The organism is Roseicitreum antarcticum (assembly GCF_014681765.1).
GTDB lineage: Bacteria > Pseudomonadota > Alphaproteobacteria > Rhodobacterales > Rhodobacteraceae > Roseicitreum > Roseicitreum antarcticum.
Genome location: NZ_CP061498.1, coordinates 2,232,250 through 2,248,476, shown reverse-complemented (window position 1 = coordinate 2,248,476; position 16,227 = coordinate 2,232,250). Strand labels below are relative to the sequence as shown.

The 16,227-nt window shown below is 59.4% G+C and carries 20 protein-coding genes and 1 pseudogene; 11 read left to right on the top strand and 10 right to left on the bottom strand.

Going from position 1 to position 16,227, the window contains the following annotated elements; translation table 11 throughout:
• Window positions 1-242: 242 nt before the first annotated feature.
• Genes H9529_RS20770 through H9529_RS10785 form a run of 4 tightly spaced genes read right to left on the bottom strand, consistent with a single transcriptional unit; the run spans window position 243 to window position 2,783 of the window.
• Window positions 243-1,052, bottom strand: a complete 810-nt coding sequence (locus H9529_RS20770; protein WP_218132076.1) for an exonuclease domain-containing protein — start codon at window positions 1,050-1,052, stop codon at window positions 243-245.
• A complete protein-coding gene (locus H9529_RS20765; protein WP_092884173.1) occupies window positions 1,042-1,620 on the bottom strand; it encodes a hypothetical protein in 579 nt (192 codons plus the stop codon). Before H9529_RS20765 ends, H9529_RS20770 begins: the two co-directional genes overlap by 11 nt.
• Window positions 1,621-1,628: 8 nt before the next feature.
• A complete protein-coding gene (locus tag H9529_RS10790) occupies window positions 1,629-2,582 on the bottom strand; it encodes a hypothetical protein (protein WP_092884171.1) in 954 nt (317 codons plus the stop codon).
• Window positions 2,583-2,594: 12 nt separating this feature from the next.
• Window positions 2,595-2,783 carry a hypothetical protein gene (locus H9529_RS10785; protein ID WP_092884169.1) on the bottom strand — a complete coding sequence of 63 codons (189 nt, stop codon included), beginning with the start codon at window positions 2,781-2,783 and terminating at the stop codon, window positions 2,595-2,597.
• Window positions 2,784-3,158: 375 nt separating this feature from the next.
• Between H9529_RS10785 and H9529_RS10780 the strand changes: the two genes are divergently transcribed.
• The 5 genes and pseudogenes from H9529_RS10780 (at window position 3,159) to H9529_RS10760 (ending at window position 5,355) form a co-directional block, all read left to right on the top strand.
• A complete protein-coding gene (locus tag H9529_RS10780) occupies window positions 3,159-3,764 on the top strand; it encodes a tyrosine-type recombinase/integrase (protein WP_092884167.1) in 606 nt (201 codons plus the stop codon).
• A 3-nt stretch (window positions 3,765-3,767) separates the two neighbouring features.
• On the top strand, window positions 3,768-3,977 hold the full coding sequence (locus H9529_RS21345; protein ID WP_092884165.1) for a WGR domain-containing protein: 210 nt from the start codon (window positions 3,768-3,770) through the stop codon (window positions 3,975-3,977).
• Window positions 3,892-4,320: pseudogene (locus H9529_RS10770) on the top strand (integrase core domain-containing protein); the annotation flags it as partial. The gene H9529_RS21345 and the pseudogene H9529_RS10770, both read left to right, overlap by 86 nt.
• 193 nt (window positions 4,321-4,513) lie before the next feature.
• Window positions 4,514-4,840, top strand: a complete 327-nt coding sequence (locus H9529_RS10765) for a type II toxin-antitoxin system PrlF family antitoxin (RefSeq protein ID WP_092890547.1) — start codon at window positions 4,514-4,516, stop codon at window positions 4,838-4,840.
• Entirely contained in the window at window positions 4,837-5,355 is a 519-nt protein-coding gene (locus tag H9529_RS10760) for a type II toxin-antitoxin system YhaV family toxin (RefSeq protein ID WP_092890544.1), read from the top strand. The genes H9529_RS10765 and H9529_RS10760 overlap by 4 nt, the downstream gene beginning before the upstream one ends.
• Window positions 5,356-5,773: 418 nt before the next feature.
• Here H9529_RS10760 and H9529_RS10750 read toward each other — a convergent pair whose 3' ends face one another.
• Complete coding sequence (locus tag H9529_RS10750; protein WP_176847133.1) at window positions 5,774-6,028, bottom strand: hypothetical protein; 255 nt, start codon at window positions 6,026-6,028, stop codon at window positions 5,774-5,776.
• 316 nt (window positions 6,029-6,344) lie between these two features.
• Here H9529_RS10750 and H9529_RS10745 point away from each other — a divergent pair, with 316 nt between their 5' ends.
• The 3 genes from H9529_RS10745 to H9529_RS10735 are packed head-to-tail and all read left to right on the top strand — an operon-like array spanning window position 6,345 to window position 7,897.
• Entirely contained in the window at window positions 6,345-6,905 is a 561-nt protein-coding gene (locus H9529_RS10745; RefSeq protein ID WP_092890541.1) for a helix-turn-helix domain-containing protein, read from the top strand.
• The gene (locus tag H9529_RS10740; protein ID WP_092890538.1) at window positions 6,902-7,435 is read left to right on the top strand and encodes a GNAT family N-acetyltransferase; all 534 of its coding nucleotides are present in this window, start codon (window positions 6,902-6,904) and stop codon (window positions 7,433-7,435) included. Before H9529_RS10745 ends, H9529_RS10740 begins: the two co-directional genes overlap by 4 nt.
• Before the next feature lie 12 nt (window positions 7,436-7,447).
• A complete protein-coding gene (locus H9529_RS10735; RefSeq protein WP_176847165.1) occupies window positions 7,448-7,897 on the top strand; it encodes a DMT family transporter in 450 nt (149 codons plus the stop codon).
• Between the two features lie 102 nt (window positions 7,898-7,999).
• Here the strand turns inward: H9529_RS10735 and H9529_RS10730 are convergent, their stop codons facing one another.
• Window positions 8,000-8,461, bottom strand: coding sequence for a GNAT family N-acetyltransferase (locus H9529_RS10730; protein WP_092890532.1), 462 nt, complete (start codon window positions 8,459-8,461; stop codon window positions 8,000-8,002).
• A 349-nt stretch (window positions 8,462-8,810) separates the two neighbouring features.
• Between H9529_RS10730 and H9529_RS10725 the strand changes: the two genes are divergently transcribed.
• The gene (locus H9529_RS10725; RefSeq protein WP_092890529.1) at window positions 8,811-9,671 is read left to right on the top strand and encodes an AraC family transcriptional regulator; all 861 of its coding nucleotides are present in this window, start codon (window positions 8,811-8,813) and stop codon (window positions 9,669-9,671) included.
• Window positions 9,668-10,102 (top strand): DUF1801 domain-containing protein, encoded by a 435-nt coding sequence (locus H9529_RS10720; RefSeq protein WP_218132154.1) that lies wholly within the window; start codon window positions 9,668-9,670, stop codon window positions 10,100-10,102. The genes H9529_RS10725 and H9529_RS10720 overlap by 4 nt, the downstream gene beginning before the upstream one ends.
• Window positions 10,103-10,329: 227 nt before the next feature.
• Here the strand turns inward: H9529_RS10720 and H9529_RS10715 are convergent, their stop codons facing one another.
• The 3 genes from H9529_RS10715 to H9529_RS10705 form a co-directional block, all read right to left on the bottom strand.
• The gene (locus tag H9529_RS10715) at window positions 10,330-11,058 is read right to left on the bottom strand and encodes a 3-keto-5-aminohexanoate cleavage protein (protein WP_092890526.1); all 729 of its coding nucleotides are present in this window, start codon (window positions 11,056-11,058) and stop codon (window positions 10,330-10,332) included.
• 229 nt (window positions 11,059-11,287) lie between these two features.
• The gene (locus H9529_RS10710) at window positions 11,288-11,743 is read right to left on the bottom strand and encodes an MATE family efflux transporter (protein WP_223814135.1); all 456 of its coding nucleotides are present in this window, start codon (window positions 11,741-11,743) and stop codon (window positions 11,288-11,290) included.
• A 616-nt stretch (window positions 11,744-12,359) separates the two neighbouring features.
• Window positions 12,360-14,621: an adenosylcobalamin-dependent ribonucleoside-diphosphate reductase gene (locus H9529_RS10705; protein WP_092890523.1), complete on the bottom strand. Its 2,262-nt coding sequence runs from the start codon at window positions 14,619-14,621 to the stop codon at window positions 12,360-12,362.
• A gap of 129 nt (window positions 14,622-14,750) precedes the next feature.
• Between H9529_RS10705 and H9529_RS10700 the strand changes: the two genes are divergently transcribed.
• Window positions 14,751-15,182, top strand: coding sequence for a DUF1489 family protein (locus tag H9529_RS10700; protein ID WP_092890520.1), 432 nt, complete (start codon window positions 14,751-14,753; stop codon window positions 15,180-15,182).
• A gap of 335 nt (window positions 15,183-15,517) precedes the next feature.
• Here H9529_RS10700 and H9529_RS10695 read toward each other — a convergent pair whose 3' ends face one another.
• Window positions 15,518-16,168: a helix-turn-helix transcriptional regulator gene (locus H9529_RS10695; RefSeq protein ID WP_176847163.1), complete on the bottom strand. Its 651-nt coding sequence runs from the start codon at window positions 16,166-16,168 to the stop codon at window positions 15,518-15,520.
• Between the last annotated feature and the right edge of the window lie 59 nt (window positions 16,169-16,227).

The following is a 16,227-nucleotide window of genomic DNA, read 5'->3' as shown; positions in this document are numbered from 1 at the left end:
GTACCATTGCCCAGTTTTCGAACCTGTGGCGACCGGTTACGGAGAGAGTGATTGCACGGCTGGCTGCGCGGAACGGGCCTCCACCCCAACGGGCGGCAAGAGCCTGAGCTTTTAACACTATTGGTAATACCGATACCGGCACGCTCATGACTAGGCGAAGTGAAAAGTGTTCAGCGCGTTCGCGCCCGGGGGAGTTTTTCGCCGACAGCAGACCACAGACTTTCCTCAGAGAAGGCGAAACCTTACCCTTTCCTGATGTCCTTCCAAGAGCAACCGGAAACGATGCCCCAGTTGCCCGCGGCGTTCGGGCGGCGCCAGCGCGGTTTGTCCATCCTGGTCAGCGCATCCAGTGCCGCGTCGAAACTGTCGTACCGTTCCTCGGCGCCCTTTGCCCCGACGGTGTAACATCCGTTACGGGCCAGGTCGGGACCGAAGATGGTGCCGTCCGCAGCGACGGGAACACGGATCGTCCCCTTGGGAACATCCAGGCCGACTATCGGCAGGGTCCGGACCGGAGTAGCGGCGGGCGAAGCGGTGCGCTGGAGGACGGCGGCTGGCACGGAAGCCGGGCCGGTATCGCCATCATCCAGCACGTCACCGTCGACCGGCGCGGGCCGGGGCTTCACCGAAGCCCGGGTGTTGCGCTCGGCCATCAGCACGACCTCTGCTGCCGCGCGGGCATCCTCACCGGCGTCGTGGTGCTCGAACCGCAGGCCGAGGTGCGCTTTGAGCGAGGCCAGACCGTGCCCGCCATTGCCCTTCAGCTCTGGCCAGGCCCGACGTGCCACGCCGACGCTGTCCTGCCAGTCCCACGCCGGCTCCGCACGGTTGTGCGCGGCGCAGGTGGCGCGGATCGCACTCCGGTCGAACCCCGAGTGCTGGTAGACAGTGCGCCCGCCCACGATCCCTTCGAGGGCGTCGATCACCGTGCCGATACTCGGCGCGCCCTGCACCATGGCGTTGGTGATGCCGTGCAGCCCGCTGAACATCCAGCGGGAGGTCTGCGGATCGACCAGCGTCACCCAGGTCTCGATGCTGTTGTCATGGCGCACGCAGGCAACACCCACCTGACAGATGCTGCCACGGTCGTAGTTGGCGGGTCAAAGCCGCGCGCTCGAAGGGGCTCAGCTCCATTTGTCCGATCAGCGCATCGACCAGGTCGACAGGCTCGTCGTAGACCGCCATGCCCCTGCGGTTCCAGGCCACCATCTCGGACGGGGCCACGGCGATGACCTCAGCTTCCAGCGCAGCAATATCGGCGTGATCCGGCAGCGGCACCCAGGTGCAGCCGCAATGGCTGGCGACGAAGGCCTGCCGCAGGCGGCGGACGATCTTCATCTCTATCGTAGTTTCTGGATCGGTCCTGTCGACCCACATCCGTCCGGTGTTGTACATGTGAGCGAAGTAATGGCTGTGTGTCTCGGATCCCGTGCGGTGCCGCTGGTGGATGCGCTTGTAGAAGGTCTCGGCGCTGGACGAGGTGGACCCGATGTAGCGGAAAGTCCCGGTGTGATCGAAGAGCCCGTAAATGCCACGCGCATCGCGCGGCGCTTCGGAGGTAGGCCGGGGCCTGGCCTGCTTCAGCAGGTCCAGAATTTCGGTGGCAGTGGGGATGGTCATCTCTGCGCTCACTTCTTCTCGATACGCTTCCAGTCGCGGCCGGAGACGATACCCCAGTTGCCCGCCGGGTTCGGGCGCCTCCAGCGCGGCGTATCCATCCGGTGCAACGCCGCCAGCGCCGCATCGAAGGTGGTGTACTGCACCTCGGCCCCTTTGGCACCGACGGTATAGTGCCCGTTGCGGGCAAGCTCGGGACCAAAGGTGCTGCCATCCCCGGCGACGGGGACAAAGATCACCTCACCGGTGAAATCCGCACTGGGGGGCTCGGGCGTGACCTCGTTGGGCATCTGCCAGATCGAGGCGAAGTACTCTTTCCGGCCCTTCAGCCAATCAGCAGCGCTGACGGCAGTCACGCCTTGGGCACTGCGTTCCAGCGGGCTTTCGCTGCCCGAGAGGATGTTGCGCACACGACCCTCGGTCACGCCGCCCAAAAGCGCCATGGAGACAAGATCGACCTCCCCCTCGCGGGCGTCTATGGCACGGCGCGCCAAGGCCAGGTTCGTGATGCGGTCGATCACGCCACCCGGCACCGGATGCACATCGGCACGGAAGGCGGCCAAGCGCCGTGCCAGGTCCTCGACCCAAGACGCGCGATCAGAATGGGCGATCTCCGCGGGTGTCACGCCGTAGAGACCGTAGATCCCGGCGTTATCGATCAGCAGGGTGCCGGTCCATTCTTGGGTTAGCGTCGGCTGGTAGGTCTCGAATGTCTCGCGCCAGGTCTCGCCCTCGACGTCGGGGCCGTGCAGCAGGGTGAAGAGCGGACCGGCGATTTCCTCGGCGCCGAGGATCTTCTCGAGGGCAAGGAAATGGCCCGTGAGGATTTCGATGATCTCGTCGCCGTAGTCCCAGGACATCGGGGCCTCGGAGGTGCCGGAGCGGGCATAGCCGGTGAGCTCGTTTTCGAACCAGGCCTGGCGGCGGTCGGCGGCGGTCATGTTTTCGGGAAGCGTGGTCGTCATGGTCAGTGTCCTTCAGGCGTGCAGGCGGCGGATGGAGGCGCGGAGGTTGCGCATGTTGCGGCGGTCAGAGGGCGTGGAGGGGCAGAAGATCGTGCCGCGCTCGAACTGCAGCGCGTAGTGGCCACCCCTCGGCGCCATATCGAGCAGGTCGAAACTCTCGGCGGCGCAAAGCTTCTGGTAGTCCCGGATGATCCTCTTCATGGCAAAACTCACTCCTTGTTGGTTCTTGATTGTTGATACACGCCTTTTGGCAGAGAAGTAAATACGTTATTTAACAGTTCTCGTTTTTTGCCTCAATTGTAGCCGGACCCCGCGGCTTGGCCACATCGCATCAGAGCCATCCCTAAATTCTGGAGAGCCAAAAATCCCTTGAATGCGGGAGCGCCTCACTGGAGCGTGTGGCTTCTTGTCGACCGGAACACTCTGTGGATATGTCAAAGTGTGGCGTTCGAGGGAGAGGAATTTAACACTATTACCCATAGTGTTAAACGATTGAACACTGAGACCAGCAGAATGGCAGGGTAGGGGGTCCGTTTGGGCTTTGCGGTTTAACACTATTCGGGTAAACTGTTCACTATGTCCGAAATGCGCCTCCATGACCCCGCCGGAAACCGGCTTTATCTCAACGCCGAGGAACGTGCGGCCTTCCTTGTTGCTGCCCAGCGCCAGCCCGCCCGAAACCGAACGCTATGCGAGACCTTGCACTGGACCGGCTGCCGGCCATCCGAACTTCTCGAGATTACCCCGGCCCGGATAGACCTCTCCGGTGGCACCATCGCGATCCGGTCCTTGAAAAAACGCAAGGATGCGTCAGGCAGCACAAAGATCATGTTCCGGTCAGCCCCGGTTCCAGCCGAGTTTCTCGATACCTTGAACACCGCTCACGGAATCCGTGAGGCCCAAACGTCGCGCCGGAAGACCGCGGTCCCCATCTGGGACCTGAGCCGCGTCCGGATCTGGCAGATCGTCAAACGGGTCATGATCGAGGCCGGCATCCCGGATGCACCACACCGTTCGCCGAAAGGTCTCAGGCATGGGTTTGGCGTCCATGCGACTGTCCAAGGCGTGCCCCTGCACATGCTGCAGCGTTGGCTAGGCCACGCGCAGCTGAGCACCACCGCAATCTACGCTGACGCAGTCGGTAAGGAAGAGCAGGATATCGCAGCAAGGATGTGGGGGTAGAGGATGGACCTGAAGCGGATAGACCGTCTCAGCAATGCGTGCCGGTTTTACCGGATGGAGATAGTGCCGGGGCTGTTTGGAGATTGGTCTCTTATGCGGGAATGGGGCCGCATTGGACAGTCTGGACAGCCCCATGAAGGGCGCCACGATGAAGACCACTATGGAAAAACTCGGCATCATCGCGTCCTACAGCCGGCCGCGCGTCAGCAATGACAACCCGTTCTCGGAGGCGCTGTTTCGAACCTGCAAATATCGCCCGGACTGGCCGACCAAGGGTTTTGCCACCAAAGATGACGCTCAAGCTTGGGTGAAATCCTTCACCGGTTGGTATAACGAAGAGCACCTACACAGCGCCATCCACTTCGTCACCCCGGCCGCGCGCCACGCTGGCCATGATCGTGCAACGCTCGCCAATCGTGCCAGTCTCTATGCAAATGCTCGGTCACAAAACCCAGAACGCTGGTCAGGCAAAACCCGCAACTGGCAACCTGCCGGAGCCGTCTGGCTCAACCCAGAAACCGAAATCAGCGCCCCTGAAATCAGAGACGCCGCATGAAATCGGCGGACAACTACTTTGACAAACACCGCAGCGCAGCGCCTTGGATTTCGGCTCCGTCTGCTTCACCGCCTTCGCCAGATCACCGTAAGACCTGCCCGGCGACGGCAGATCCTGCGACTTATCTTGACAAGGCAATGCAAATGCATTACCTATCGCGTGCAGCAAAGCACCTTTTTTTCAGGAGACTGCCATGACAGCGCTCGCACAAGATGTATCGAAACTCACTGATCGGTATCAGACGACCGTTCCGGCCGGTGTGCGCAAGCAGCTCAAGCTGGGCAAGGGCGACCAGATTCGCTACTGCACCGAACCGAGTGGCAGGGTCTATATCGAGCCCGTGCGCGCCGAAGAGGAAGATCCTGTTCTCGGAGCCTTTCTCGATTTTGTCGAAGCCGATATCAAGGCGCATCCGGACCGCATTCGGGCGTTCGATGGGGCTTTGCATGACCGTCTTGCAGCACTGGTCGGAGACGTTGACGTCGATCTCGATGCGCCGCTATCGCTCGAGGATGAATGAGCGGCGATAGTGTGCCCGCCCAAGCGCCCCTTGTCGTTAACGGATGGTCGATTTATGCGCATCCGCTCTTTCTGGACCAGCTCGAAGGCCTGATCGAAGAGGTTGAGGCGCGCAAAGCGCGTGATCCCAAGAGCTGGCGCAAGAAAAACTGCACGAAGCGGCTGGCCGCCATCTTCAAGCTGGTGACGGAGGCCATACCGGCGGATCCGGGTGCCGCGGCCTTCCGGCAAGGCGGCACACTCGGCGATCACCGCAAGCACTGGTTCCGGGCAAAGTTCTTTCAACAGTATCGGTTGTTCTACCGGTTCAACAGCGATGCGAAGGTCATCGTGGTGGCCTGGGTGAACGACGACAAGACCCTGCGCGCTTACGGCAGCAAGACGGATGCCTATGCGACCTTCAAAGGGATGTTGGACAATGGCAACCCACCTGACAATTTCGACGCGCTCTTGAAAGAAGCTGCGGCAGCGGACAAGCGGTTCGAAGCTTCCCTTGAAGCGGTGCCTGATCGGTAAGTGGGCTCGAATGCTGGATGGGGGGTAGAATCCTACGCTAGGGCTGTCCGTAAGGGGGGCGTTAGTTTTACAATCTTTTGTCACCCTTGAGTTGAGTGAAATAGGCGACATTGGTTTGCCAGATGGCTGCTACAATGAAATTCTCAGAAGTCCCACCATATCCGTACACCTGCTGTTCGCTGCATCGTGTACGAACTGGTAAGATGCGGACCTTTCGGATGAACACACTGCTCCTTCAGTGTCCTGATCACGCGCTCGACCATGCCATTCTGTTGCGGGCAATGTGGCGTGATGAACTCCTGTTTCAGGCCATAGCTGCGGACCAGCGCAGTGTATTTCCGACTTGTAAAGACCAGCCCGTTGTCGGACCTGAGAAGGAACTCGTGTGGCACTTTGCCGAGCGTGCCGAACCGGCTGATCAGCGCATGCTCCAGTGCGCTGGCAGCGGTGGTCGCCTTTCCCGATCGTGACAGATGATCGTGGTGCGGTCCTTGATCGTCACATCGGCCAGCGCACCGGGCGTCCGGGGCCCGTATTTCCATAAGACCAGCAAGATCGCCCATTCCTCGGGGCTGACGGGGTGGCCCGCGGCACGGAACTGATCGCCCAGCGCGCGCCGCACCAGAAAGCCAAGGCGGTTGATCCAATGCAGCGGAATTTCTTCGTGATCCATAATAAGTGCTATATACAACTGTTGTGTATAGCACAATCAAGCCTTTTCTGTGGAGCCGACCCGGTGCCAGGGCACAACCCGCCTGCCCGGGAACAGTTTCTGATTTCCCCACACATCGTTTACGTAAACGCGGCAGGACGCCGAGCCTCGGGCAAAACCAAATCCGCGATCACTAGAAAGGCCATTAGTGCATAGCGCAGCATTTTCAGATGGTGAATGACGGCACTGCGGGACGAAACGGACCTTGGCTGTCTTAGCATGAACGACCGCTTTTCACAGATTGACTCCGCTTTCTAATCTGGGATATATCCCGTATATGGGACTTAAGCATACATCAGATAGCTCGAAGCTGGCCAAACACCTGCGTAACTTGCGTGAAACACATGATATGACGCTGGCGGTTCTCGCAGAGCGCAGCGGTTTGAGCAGGGCAACACTGTCCCGTATAGAGAACGCCGATGTGAGCCCTACCGCTGAGACGCTTGGGCAGCTTGCAGCAGTTTATGCGCTTCCCATATCTCAACTCTTGTCACCGCTCGAGCAAGGGTTTCAACCGGTTCTTAGGCAGGGCGAACAAAGCGTATGGCGCGACCCAAGCCACAAATTTGTGCGCCGAAGCGTGTCGCCCTCAAATGGCCAGCTCTCAGTCGAATTGATCGAGGGCGAGCTTGGCCCTGAACAACTGATCACCTATGCCACTCCCGCGATCCCCGGTCAGGAGCATCACGTCTACGTCCTCTCGGGGCAGATGCAAATTACGGTTGAAGGCAACGCCCATGATTTGAGGCAAGGAGACTGCCTCAGATACATCCTTTTCGGCGAGACGATTTTCAAAACCTCAGATGCCTCGTGCAGATATGTGATTGCGCTCTCATGACCAACCTTCCCCACCACATCGCCGAACTCGACGCGGCTGACATTGCGAAACATGTGGACGATCTCTGCCGTGTGCTGATGGACAGCGTTGCAGACGGGGCCGCCATCAGCTTTATGACACCTGTTCCTAAAGGGGATGCCGAACGCTTTTGGTTGCAGGATGTCGCCACTACTGTGGAAGGCGGAAGCCGGCGTTTGTTTGGCGCCTTTGTCGATCAACGACTGTTGGGCACAGTCCAGTTGGTCCTCGGCATGCCGCCCAATCAACCGCACCGCGCCGAGATCTCGAAAATGATCGTTCATCCGGATGGTCGCCGCCGTGGATTGGGGAAAGCGCTCATGAACGAGGCGCTGACCGTCGCCAAGCGGGTGGGTAAAACGCTTGTGACGCTCGATACGCGCACGGGTGATGCGGCGGAACCCCTCTATCGAGGCGTCGGTTTCAAAGAGGCCGGTGTTGTTCCAGACTTCGCTTATGATCCAGACGGCGCGGCGAAGCATGCGACGACCTACATGTATCGATACCTCTGATCTATGCAGGTGATGGTTCTGATCTTCGGTATGTTGGCATTTCTGGGAGGCATGCTCGTTGCGGCCCAAGGGCCGATCTATGCGCGGTTGGCGGAAGGGCTGGGCCGAAACTATCTTCTCGCCGTCTTTCTCGCCTTTGCAACCGCGGCGCTTGTAACAGGAATCATAGCTTTGGTTACCGGAAGTTTCCGTGGCCTTAGCGCGTCGACACTGGGCGGCTTACCAATTTGGGTCTGGCTTGGTGGCATGTTCGGTGCCATCCACGTGGTGATCTCGATGCAAAGCATACCTGTGCTTGGAGTCACACTCTTTCTTGTTATCGTCGTTACCGGAAATCTCGTCGGTGCGGCGCTTTACGATCATGTTGGAGCAATGGGGCTGACGGAACGACCATTTTCTTTGACCAAGGCATTTGGGCTGGCGTTGGTCGTTTTAGGAGTTGGTATGGTGGCGAGAGCCTGAACCCAAAAGCCGACGTTCATACATATCGCAGCATCCGTGATTGTGGGCTCAAACCGGAATTTCGCCGCGTTCTCCAAGAAGGGCCGCTATCGCTCAACGCGGTCAAAGCGACTTTCTGTAGACAACAAACTCGGTGTTCGTTGCAACCGTGTCATACAGCCTCATTGCGGTCTGGTTCGAAGAATGAGTGTGCCAATAGACTCCATTTGCGCCAGAGGTCTTTGATCGCTCATATGATTCTGCAATCAGTCGACGCCCAATACCTTTGCCGCGCATGGATGCAATCGAAAACAAGTCCTGAAGATAGCAGGTGTTCTCGATCGTGATCATGTTGCGATGGAAAATGAAATGCGCCAGCCCAACCAGCTGATCTTCATACTCGGCGATCAAACAATGCACCGGCTCACGTGGGTCCAAGAGCCGACGCCACGCTGTCATCACAATCTCATCGGAGAGCGCCGTTGCGCCGGTCCTTCCGTAGAACGCGTTGTACTGCTCCCACAGTAGCCGCCATTGGCTAAAATCGGATTCGATGACATCTCGAACATGGATTTCGTTTTCCACGTCACTTTGTCCTTTGCATACGACTTTCAGACACCTGAATATGCGCCAACATTTCCAAGAGGAACCCCCTAACGGCCATTTATCCTGATCGCGAAGGATGCTCACCCGGCGTTAGCCGATTGGTCAATGTGCGGCTGGTCTAGGAAACCTTGCAGTTCGCTGCGCCTCGCCTGAACTGGTAAGCGGCGGGACTTTGTTGCCGTTCGCTGCAGATGTACAATCTATGCGACGCCTGCGAAAGATCTGGATGGACAGGTGGGGGGCGGCGGTCTTTCAGACAAATCCGCAGGATTTATCGGTTCGGTTTGTGCGAGTTTGACAGAGCAACCTTACTGATGAAAGTGAACTCGTGCCTAAACATACCACCCGCCAGCGCTATCTTGATCGCTTAAACCGTGTCGACGACTATATCCACGCCCATCTCGAAGATGATCTTTCGTTTGAGGGATTGGCCGAGGTGGCATGCCTCTCGCCATATCATTGGAGCCGAATCTACGCCGCGATGCGTGGGGAAACTGTCGCCGTGAGAATCCGTAGATTAAGACTACAACGTGCGGCAGACCGTCTGGCAAACACCGATATTGCACTGGACAGAATTTCGGAGTTGGCGGGATACGGTTCCACGGATACATTCGGGCGCGCCTTTCGTGATGTGTTTGGAAACACCCCGGCACAGTTTCGGGCGGTCGGGAAGCACGCCGCCTTCAAGCAAGCGGTCAGCAACTGCGACGCTCAGGGCTTCCCGGTTTCAGTCGTGACATTGCCCGAACAACGCTGTGCCAGCATCGATCATGTCGGCTCGTATATGCAGATAGACCATGCGATGGGCAGATTGTTTGCGCAGCTTTCAAAACAAGGCGACTTGCCGGAGGCTCCGTCAATGATCGGCGTGTTCTTCGACGACCCGGACATGGGTGAGGAAGCGGTGCTGCGGTCACGGGCCTGCATGCCTGTTGGCAACGATGTTGTCATTGACGAGCCGCTGGCAGAGGCAACGCTGAAGGGCGGGCATTATGCCAGGCTGAACTATACCGGCCCCTATGCCGCGATGCGTGATGCCTACCGGTGGCTGCTTGGCACATGGCTCCCCGCTTCGGGACATGAGCCCGGCGATGCGCCGATTTTCGAGGCGTATCTCAATGACCCGAGCCAGGTTCCCCAGAACGAATTGCGCACCGATATCTATCTGCCGCTGCATATCCCGGCATGAACCTGCCCGACATGCCGCACACTGTCGCCGCAGCGTTTGCGCAGGTTCCTCGCTCGGTAAGGGCACGCCTCCTCGATATCCGACGCTTGATTTTCGAATTCTCTGAAAGGATGGGAACAGTCGGCCCGGTTACCGAGGCTCTCAGATGGGGAGAACCCGCCTATCTGACGCAGATCACCAAAAGTGGCACGACCATTCGTCTGGGTCGATCAAGATCAGCGCCAAAGGATGCCGCCATCTTCTTCAATTGCCAGACATCACTGGTAGAGGAATTTCGCATACAGTTTGCAGATGAATTTCTGTTTGAGAAAAATCGTGCTGTCATCATCCCCCATAGGCGGGCTCTGCCCGAAAACGCAGTGAAGTTCTGTCTTTGCTGGGCACTGACCTACCACTTGGGAGAGTGTCGAAAGCAACGTGCCGACAGTTGATTGTCAAAAGAAAAAAGGCTGCGGCAAGCATTTTTGGCCCGAATGGGGAAACCGCGCCTGCGCATAACGCCGGAGCCACGCGACGGGCATGGGACCGCACCTTCGGTTACCATTACTGCAAATTGGTGCGCATGTGCATCTGTCAACATGGGCTCGGAAGAGGCTTTCGCCGCAGCATGTACTAAGGTCAGCAGTGCGAGATAGAGTCGCCTCTCCCAATTACCCGATTAGCGACGAGAAGCTACATCCGCGATCAGCTGCTTTGCAGCTTCCGCCATCTCGCCGTTGCTATTTGCTGGTCGTCCATCAGGTAGCAGAATAGCGTCTTCCAGCCCCGTCCTCATACCGTGTCCTCGCATCAGCGCTCGCTCATTGACCGCCCAGCATGAACCGTCATAGCCATGATGAGCCTGTGGAATTGTAATGTCTGCGTCGGTGAGGATTGCCTCCATCGCGGCGGCGTCCCTCAAGGCGATTTCAGGCTCGGGGCTGAGCGGTTCGATCATGATCCGGTGGAATTGGTCGCGTAGCGGCGATTTGACGAAACGCCGTGCATCGTCAGGCGACAGCAATCCCGCTTCGATTCCGACGCCGCGAGACAACAGGTATTCACAGAGTTCGGTTATGCCGTCCTCCCCCTGATTTGCCGTTACAAAGTCGGGCAGATCGGTCCATCCCTGCACTGCTTTCATTCGCGCGGTAGGGTCCGCAACGATATCGGCAGAGGTCGTCAAAGAGACGGGTGTGCCTGGAGAGTGGGCACGAATTGCTCGCAAAGCGGCGGCGCATGCAACTGCGCCCAATGTCTCTCGTCTGGTGTCATCATAGGCATGAACATGAACAGAATGGGCACCGGCCTCGGCGACAGCCAATGCATCTCTACCTATCGCTTCAGGACTTCTGGGAGCCGCGACGTGATGACGGTCTCCATTTAACGCTACCTGCAAAAATACCATTGTCCCCTCCAATCACAGTTATCCTAAGGACCAGCATGGCCTCTTGAGAACAAAATGGCAACACAGTCTATGGCGACACCGAAAGAACTGGCGGCCAAGGGCTCGAACCACACCATCGCCGCGCGTTGCGCCAAGAACCGGTTCGCGGGACATTGCTGCCGCCTGCGGCGTTGGCCAGTGATTGCACCTCCGCCCTCCCCCCGAAATCAGGGCGGTCCCTTTTCCACGATCAGATGCGGTGCGCCATCTGCGGCAGGAAGGCCAGACCAAGGACGCGCGTCACCACCCCGTAGGCCGCGACATAAGCGTCGTGATCCGCTGCGGTGTTGCCGATGGCAAGCAGGACGGTGCCGGCCACAAGCGCCATTCCGATGAAGCTCAGGCACAATGGCAGCCCCAAGGAGAGGATCTGCCGCCATCCTGTCAGCCAGCTTGCGTCGCGGATCGCGCTGAGGGGCAAAAGAGCGGGATCGCGTTTCCGAGCCAACAGAAGCAGCGCCAGACCCAGTGTCTGCGCCGCCACCGTCCCGATCGCTGATCCTGCGATTCCGAGATCGAGGATCACGATCGCAATGTAATTTGCTGCCACGTTCAGCAGGTTCACAAGCACCGACAGTATCGCGATGAGTCCTGATCGCCCTTCGTTACGCAAAGCATCGGCGTGCAGGCCCAGACCGAACTGCACAGGCGCACCCAGGATCAGGATCAGCAGATACTCCCGGGCAACCGTACTGAGCCCGCTAGCCCATGAAGGCGTCGCTCAGCGTCACTTCTCGCTGGTGGCGGGCAAGAAGTCCGTCCATTTTTCAGCCGGAAATCAGCTCATGGCGTTTGAAATGGGCAAGGCCTCTCTCGATGAGGTCGAGTCTTCCCCACTTAAGCGAGCAATGATGTCGCCATAGACGTCGGTCACGGTGATAGGCATCAAACACCCTCTCCAACGCTGATATCGCCTCAAGATCGCCGTGACAGTTTTCGGCCGCCTCACGGTCTTCGTCAAAATTTTCACCGCACCCTCTGCAGCCCTGTGACCTGATGCCCGCCAGTGGCGCTATGCAGTGGCTCACATAGGGACATCGAACCATTGCCTTGCTGGGGGTTTATCGTTCCACGCCACGAACCGCCCACTCCCTCCATATGCAAAAGGCGCCGGAGCATCCGCCCCGGCGCCTCAATCACCGTCTGTCAGAGATCAGCCCAAGCGCGTAAGTCGAACCATTTGCCTCTTGACACCCTTTGCGCAGACTTATGCTTCCGTTTGCGCATTCATCTGCTTTCTCTGACTCTAGCTGTGCTTCCACCTAGCCGCATTTGGAGTGGCCGCAGGCGCGGCAGGTCATGCAGCCTTCGGACATCTGCATCTCGAACGCGCCGCACGACGGGCAGGCGGGGGTGGTGGGGTAGCCGACGGCCATTTTTGCGGCCTCGGGGTCGGATTTGAGGCCCATGCCGTGGCCGTCGATGAAGCCGATGCGGATCAGGTGTTCCTCGATCACGCCACCAATCGCAGCAAGGATAGAGGGGATGTATTTCCCCTCCATCCAGGCGCCGCCGCGCGGGTCGAACACGGCTTTCAGTTCCTCAACCACAAACGACACGTCACCGCCGCGCCGGAAAACGGCAGAGATCATGCGCGTCAGCGCGACGGTCCAGGCGAAGTGCTCCATGTTCTTGGAGTTGATGAACACTTCGAACGGGCGGCGGTGGCCGGCGATGATGATGTCGTTGATCGTGATGTAGATCGCGTGTTCGGACCCGGGCCATTTGATCTTGTAGGTCTGGCCTTCCAGCGCCTCGGGACGGTCGAAGGGATCGGCGAGGTAGACGACATCGGCGCCGCTGTCGGCCTGCGGCGTGGCGTCGGTGGTTTCAGACACCGACAGCACCGAACCCGTCACCGCATTGGGCCGGTAGGTGGTGCAGCCTTTGCAGCCCTGATCCCAGGCAGCCATGTAGACATCCTTGAAATCGTCAAAGCCGATGTCTTCGGGGCAGTTGATGGTTTTGGAGATGCTGCTGTCCACCCATTTCTGCGCCGCCGCCTGCATGCGCACATGGTCCAGCGGCGCCAGCGTCTGGGCGTTCACGAAATACTCGGGCAGGGGGGCGTCGCCCATCTTGTCGCGCCACATCTGCACGGCGTAATCGACGACTTCTTCCTCGGTCTTGCTGCCATCTTTTTGCAGCACCTTGCGGGTGTAGGCGTAGGCGAAAACGGGCTCGATCCCGCTGGACACATTGCCCGCGTAAAGGCTGATCGTGCCGGTCGGCGCGATCGAAGTCAGGAGCGCGTTGCGGATGCCATGGGTGCGGATGGCATCGCGCACGTCGTCGTCCATCACCTGCATGTTGCCGGATGCCAGGTATTTCTCGGCGTCAAACAGCGGAAAGGCGCCTTTTTCGCGCGCCAGATCCACCGATGCCAGGTAGCTGGCGCGGGCGATGGCGCGCATCCATGCGTCGGTTTGCGCCGCAGCCTCGGGCGCGCCGTAGCGCAGGCCCAGCATCAACAGCGCATCGGCCAGCCCGGTGACGCCCAACCCGATGCGGCGTTTCGCCTGCGCCTCGGCCTGTTGCTGAGGCAGCGGGAAGCGGCTGGCATCCACCACGTTATCCATCATCCGCACCGCCATGCGCACCAGATCGTCCAGCGCCTGCGGATCCAGCCGGGCATCGGGGCCGAACGGGTCGGTCACCAGCCGTGAGAGGTTGAGCGAGCCCAGCAGGCAGGCGCCATAAGGCGGCAGGGGCTGTTCGCCGCAGGGGTTGGTAGCGGCGATGGTTTCCGCGTAGTTCAGGTTGTTGGCCTTGTTGATCCGGTCAATGAAGATCACACCGGGTTCGGCAAAGTCATAGGTGGCGCGCATGATCTGGTTCCACAGGTCGCGCGCGGGAACGGTTTGGTAGACCTTGCCGTCAAACACCAGATCCCACGAGCCGTCGGCCTTCACCGCCTCCATGAACGGGTCGGTAATCAGGACCGACAGGTTGAACATGCGCAGCCGCGCGGCATCTTGTTTGGCGGTGATGAAATCGCCCACATCGGGGTGGTCGCAGCGCATGGTGGCCATCATGGCCCCGCGGCGCGAGCCTGCCGACATGATGGTGCGGCACATTGCGTCCCAGACATCCATGAAGGACAAGGGACCGGACGCATCGGCGGCTACGCCTTTGACCTCGGACCCGCGCGGACGGATGGTGCTGAAATCGTACCCGATCCCGCCGCCCTGCTGCATGGTCAGCGCGGCTTCTTTCAACATGTCGAAGATGCCGCCCATGCTGTCGGGCACGGTGCCCATGACAAAGCAGTTGAACAGCGTGACCGACCGTTCGGTGCCCGCGCCCGCAGTGATCCGGCCTGCGGGCAGGTATTTGAAATCTTCCAGCGCGGCATAGAATCGCGGCTCCCACGCGGCGGGATCATCCTCGACGCTGGCCAGCGCCCGGGCGATGCGGCGCCAGGTATCTTCCACCGTGGTGTCGATGGGCGTGCCGTCAGCCGCCTTGAACCGGTATTTCATGTCCCAGATTGCTTCGGCAATGGGGGCGGCAAAACGCGACATGGCAGGTTCCTTCGGGGTATCTGGGGGGGTGTGTCCGGGAGACGACAAGGATAGGCGTTGTGCCCCGAATGGTCAACTTGAACTATCGGCCCGTTTGGTTATGTATGAACCATAGCTTGAGGGGTAGGCATGACTGGCACCATACATCTGGTGAAACTTTGCGTTGGGGCAGAACAGGTTGAAGACCTGATCGCCTGGCAGGAAAGCCGCCGCGCGCTGCGCGAAGACGGCTGCCCGGTGCATGTCACAAGAATGTGGCCGAAGCGCGAGGCTGAGCTGCTGGCCGGTGGATCGCTGTATTGGGTGTTCAAGGGGGCGATTCTGGCGCGGCAGCGCGTGCGTGCACTGGAAGAGCGGATCGGCGATGACGGCATCCGCCGCTGCGCCATCGTTCTGGACCCCGAATTGGCGCTGACGACCAGCGCGCTGCGGCGCCCGTTTCAAGGCTGGCGCTACCTCACGCCCGCCGACGCCCCGCGCGACCTGCCAAAACAGCGCAAGGGCGATGATTCCCTGCCACCGGAACTGAGCGCAGCACTGGCCGATATCGGCCTGCGCTGAGGCCCGCCCGCGCAGAGTGGCAAGACTGGCACCAAGTGGGACATGAGGTGAGCGGTGGGGCCTGGTGCGCGCCCGCCGTGCATCATGAACGTCAGCCATAACATGGCTTCATCGATGCGATCTGTGGCGATCTCCATGTGATGCATCATCGCATTCAACGCTGGTGAGCGCGGCCAAGCGTCTGGATGATTGTGTCTGAGCTGGAGTGAAGCACCCGAAAATCCGCACAACGCGCAGTTTTCCCGCAGTTGGCAGACCTTCTGCCGCACTGCTTTTGTCCGATCCTGGATGGATGTTTTCAAATGCGGAGCCGCAGTCATTTTCGATTCAGCGCCTCACGGCCAATCGGCATATTTCCCAATTTTCACTGACGTCTTATTATCCACCTGTTGCGTGATCGCTTTGCGAAACGCACCAGGTGGCACGCCGACTTCAGATTTGAAAAACGCGCTGAATTGCGCTGTGCTGCGAAATCCCAGATGGTCAGCGATCTGGTCAAGTGCCTGATGCGAGCGTTGGAGCAAGGCCTGCGCTTCGAAGGTCAGGCGATCGCGAATAAGTCGTTGTGGTGGCTTGCCCAACGTTCGCGTGCAAATGTCATGCAAGCGGTCTGAAGATATGCCCAATTCGGCCGCGAACCGATGTACGGGCCATCGTTCGCGCAGATGGGCCTCGACCAGATGGCGGAACCTTTCAAGGGTAAGATTTGTGGCTTTGTAGCTTTGGTCTTCGATCATTTCATTCACGCCAGCCCGCCAAAGCGACACAAGCATGATGCGGATTTGCGCTTCGATCACTGTTTCCATGCCCGTCTGCCCTGCGTCCAATTCCCGAAAGATCGCATCAAAACACATCGAGAGTGTTTGTGCGATTTTCGGTTTCGTGGTCAGGCTGAGGGTGAATTCGCGCGCGGACATCAAACGGAGTGCTGCCGCCTCGGGCTTGTGCCCGATTGCATTGCTCAAGGTCGCCTCGCCAAGGGTCATGATCACGCCGTTGCTGCCAGCCTTTGCCCTGATGCGCGTGTCCGACTTTTTGGCCCCCC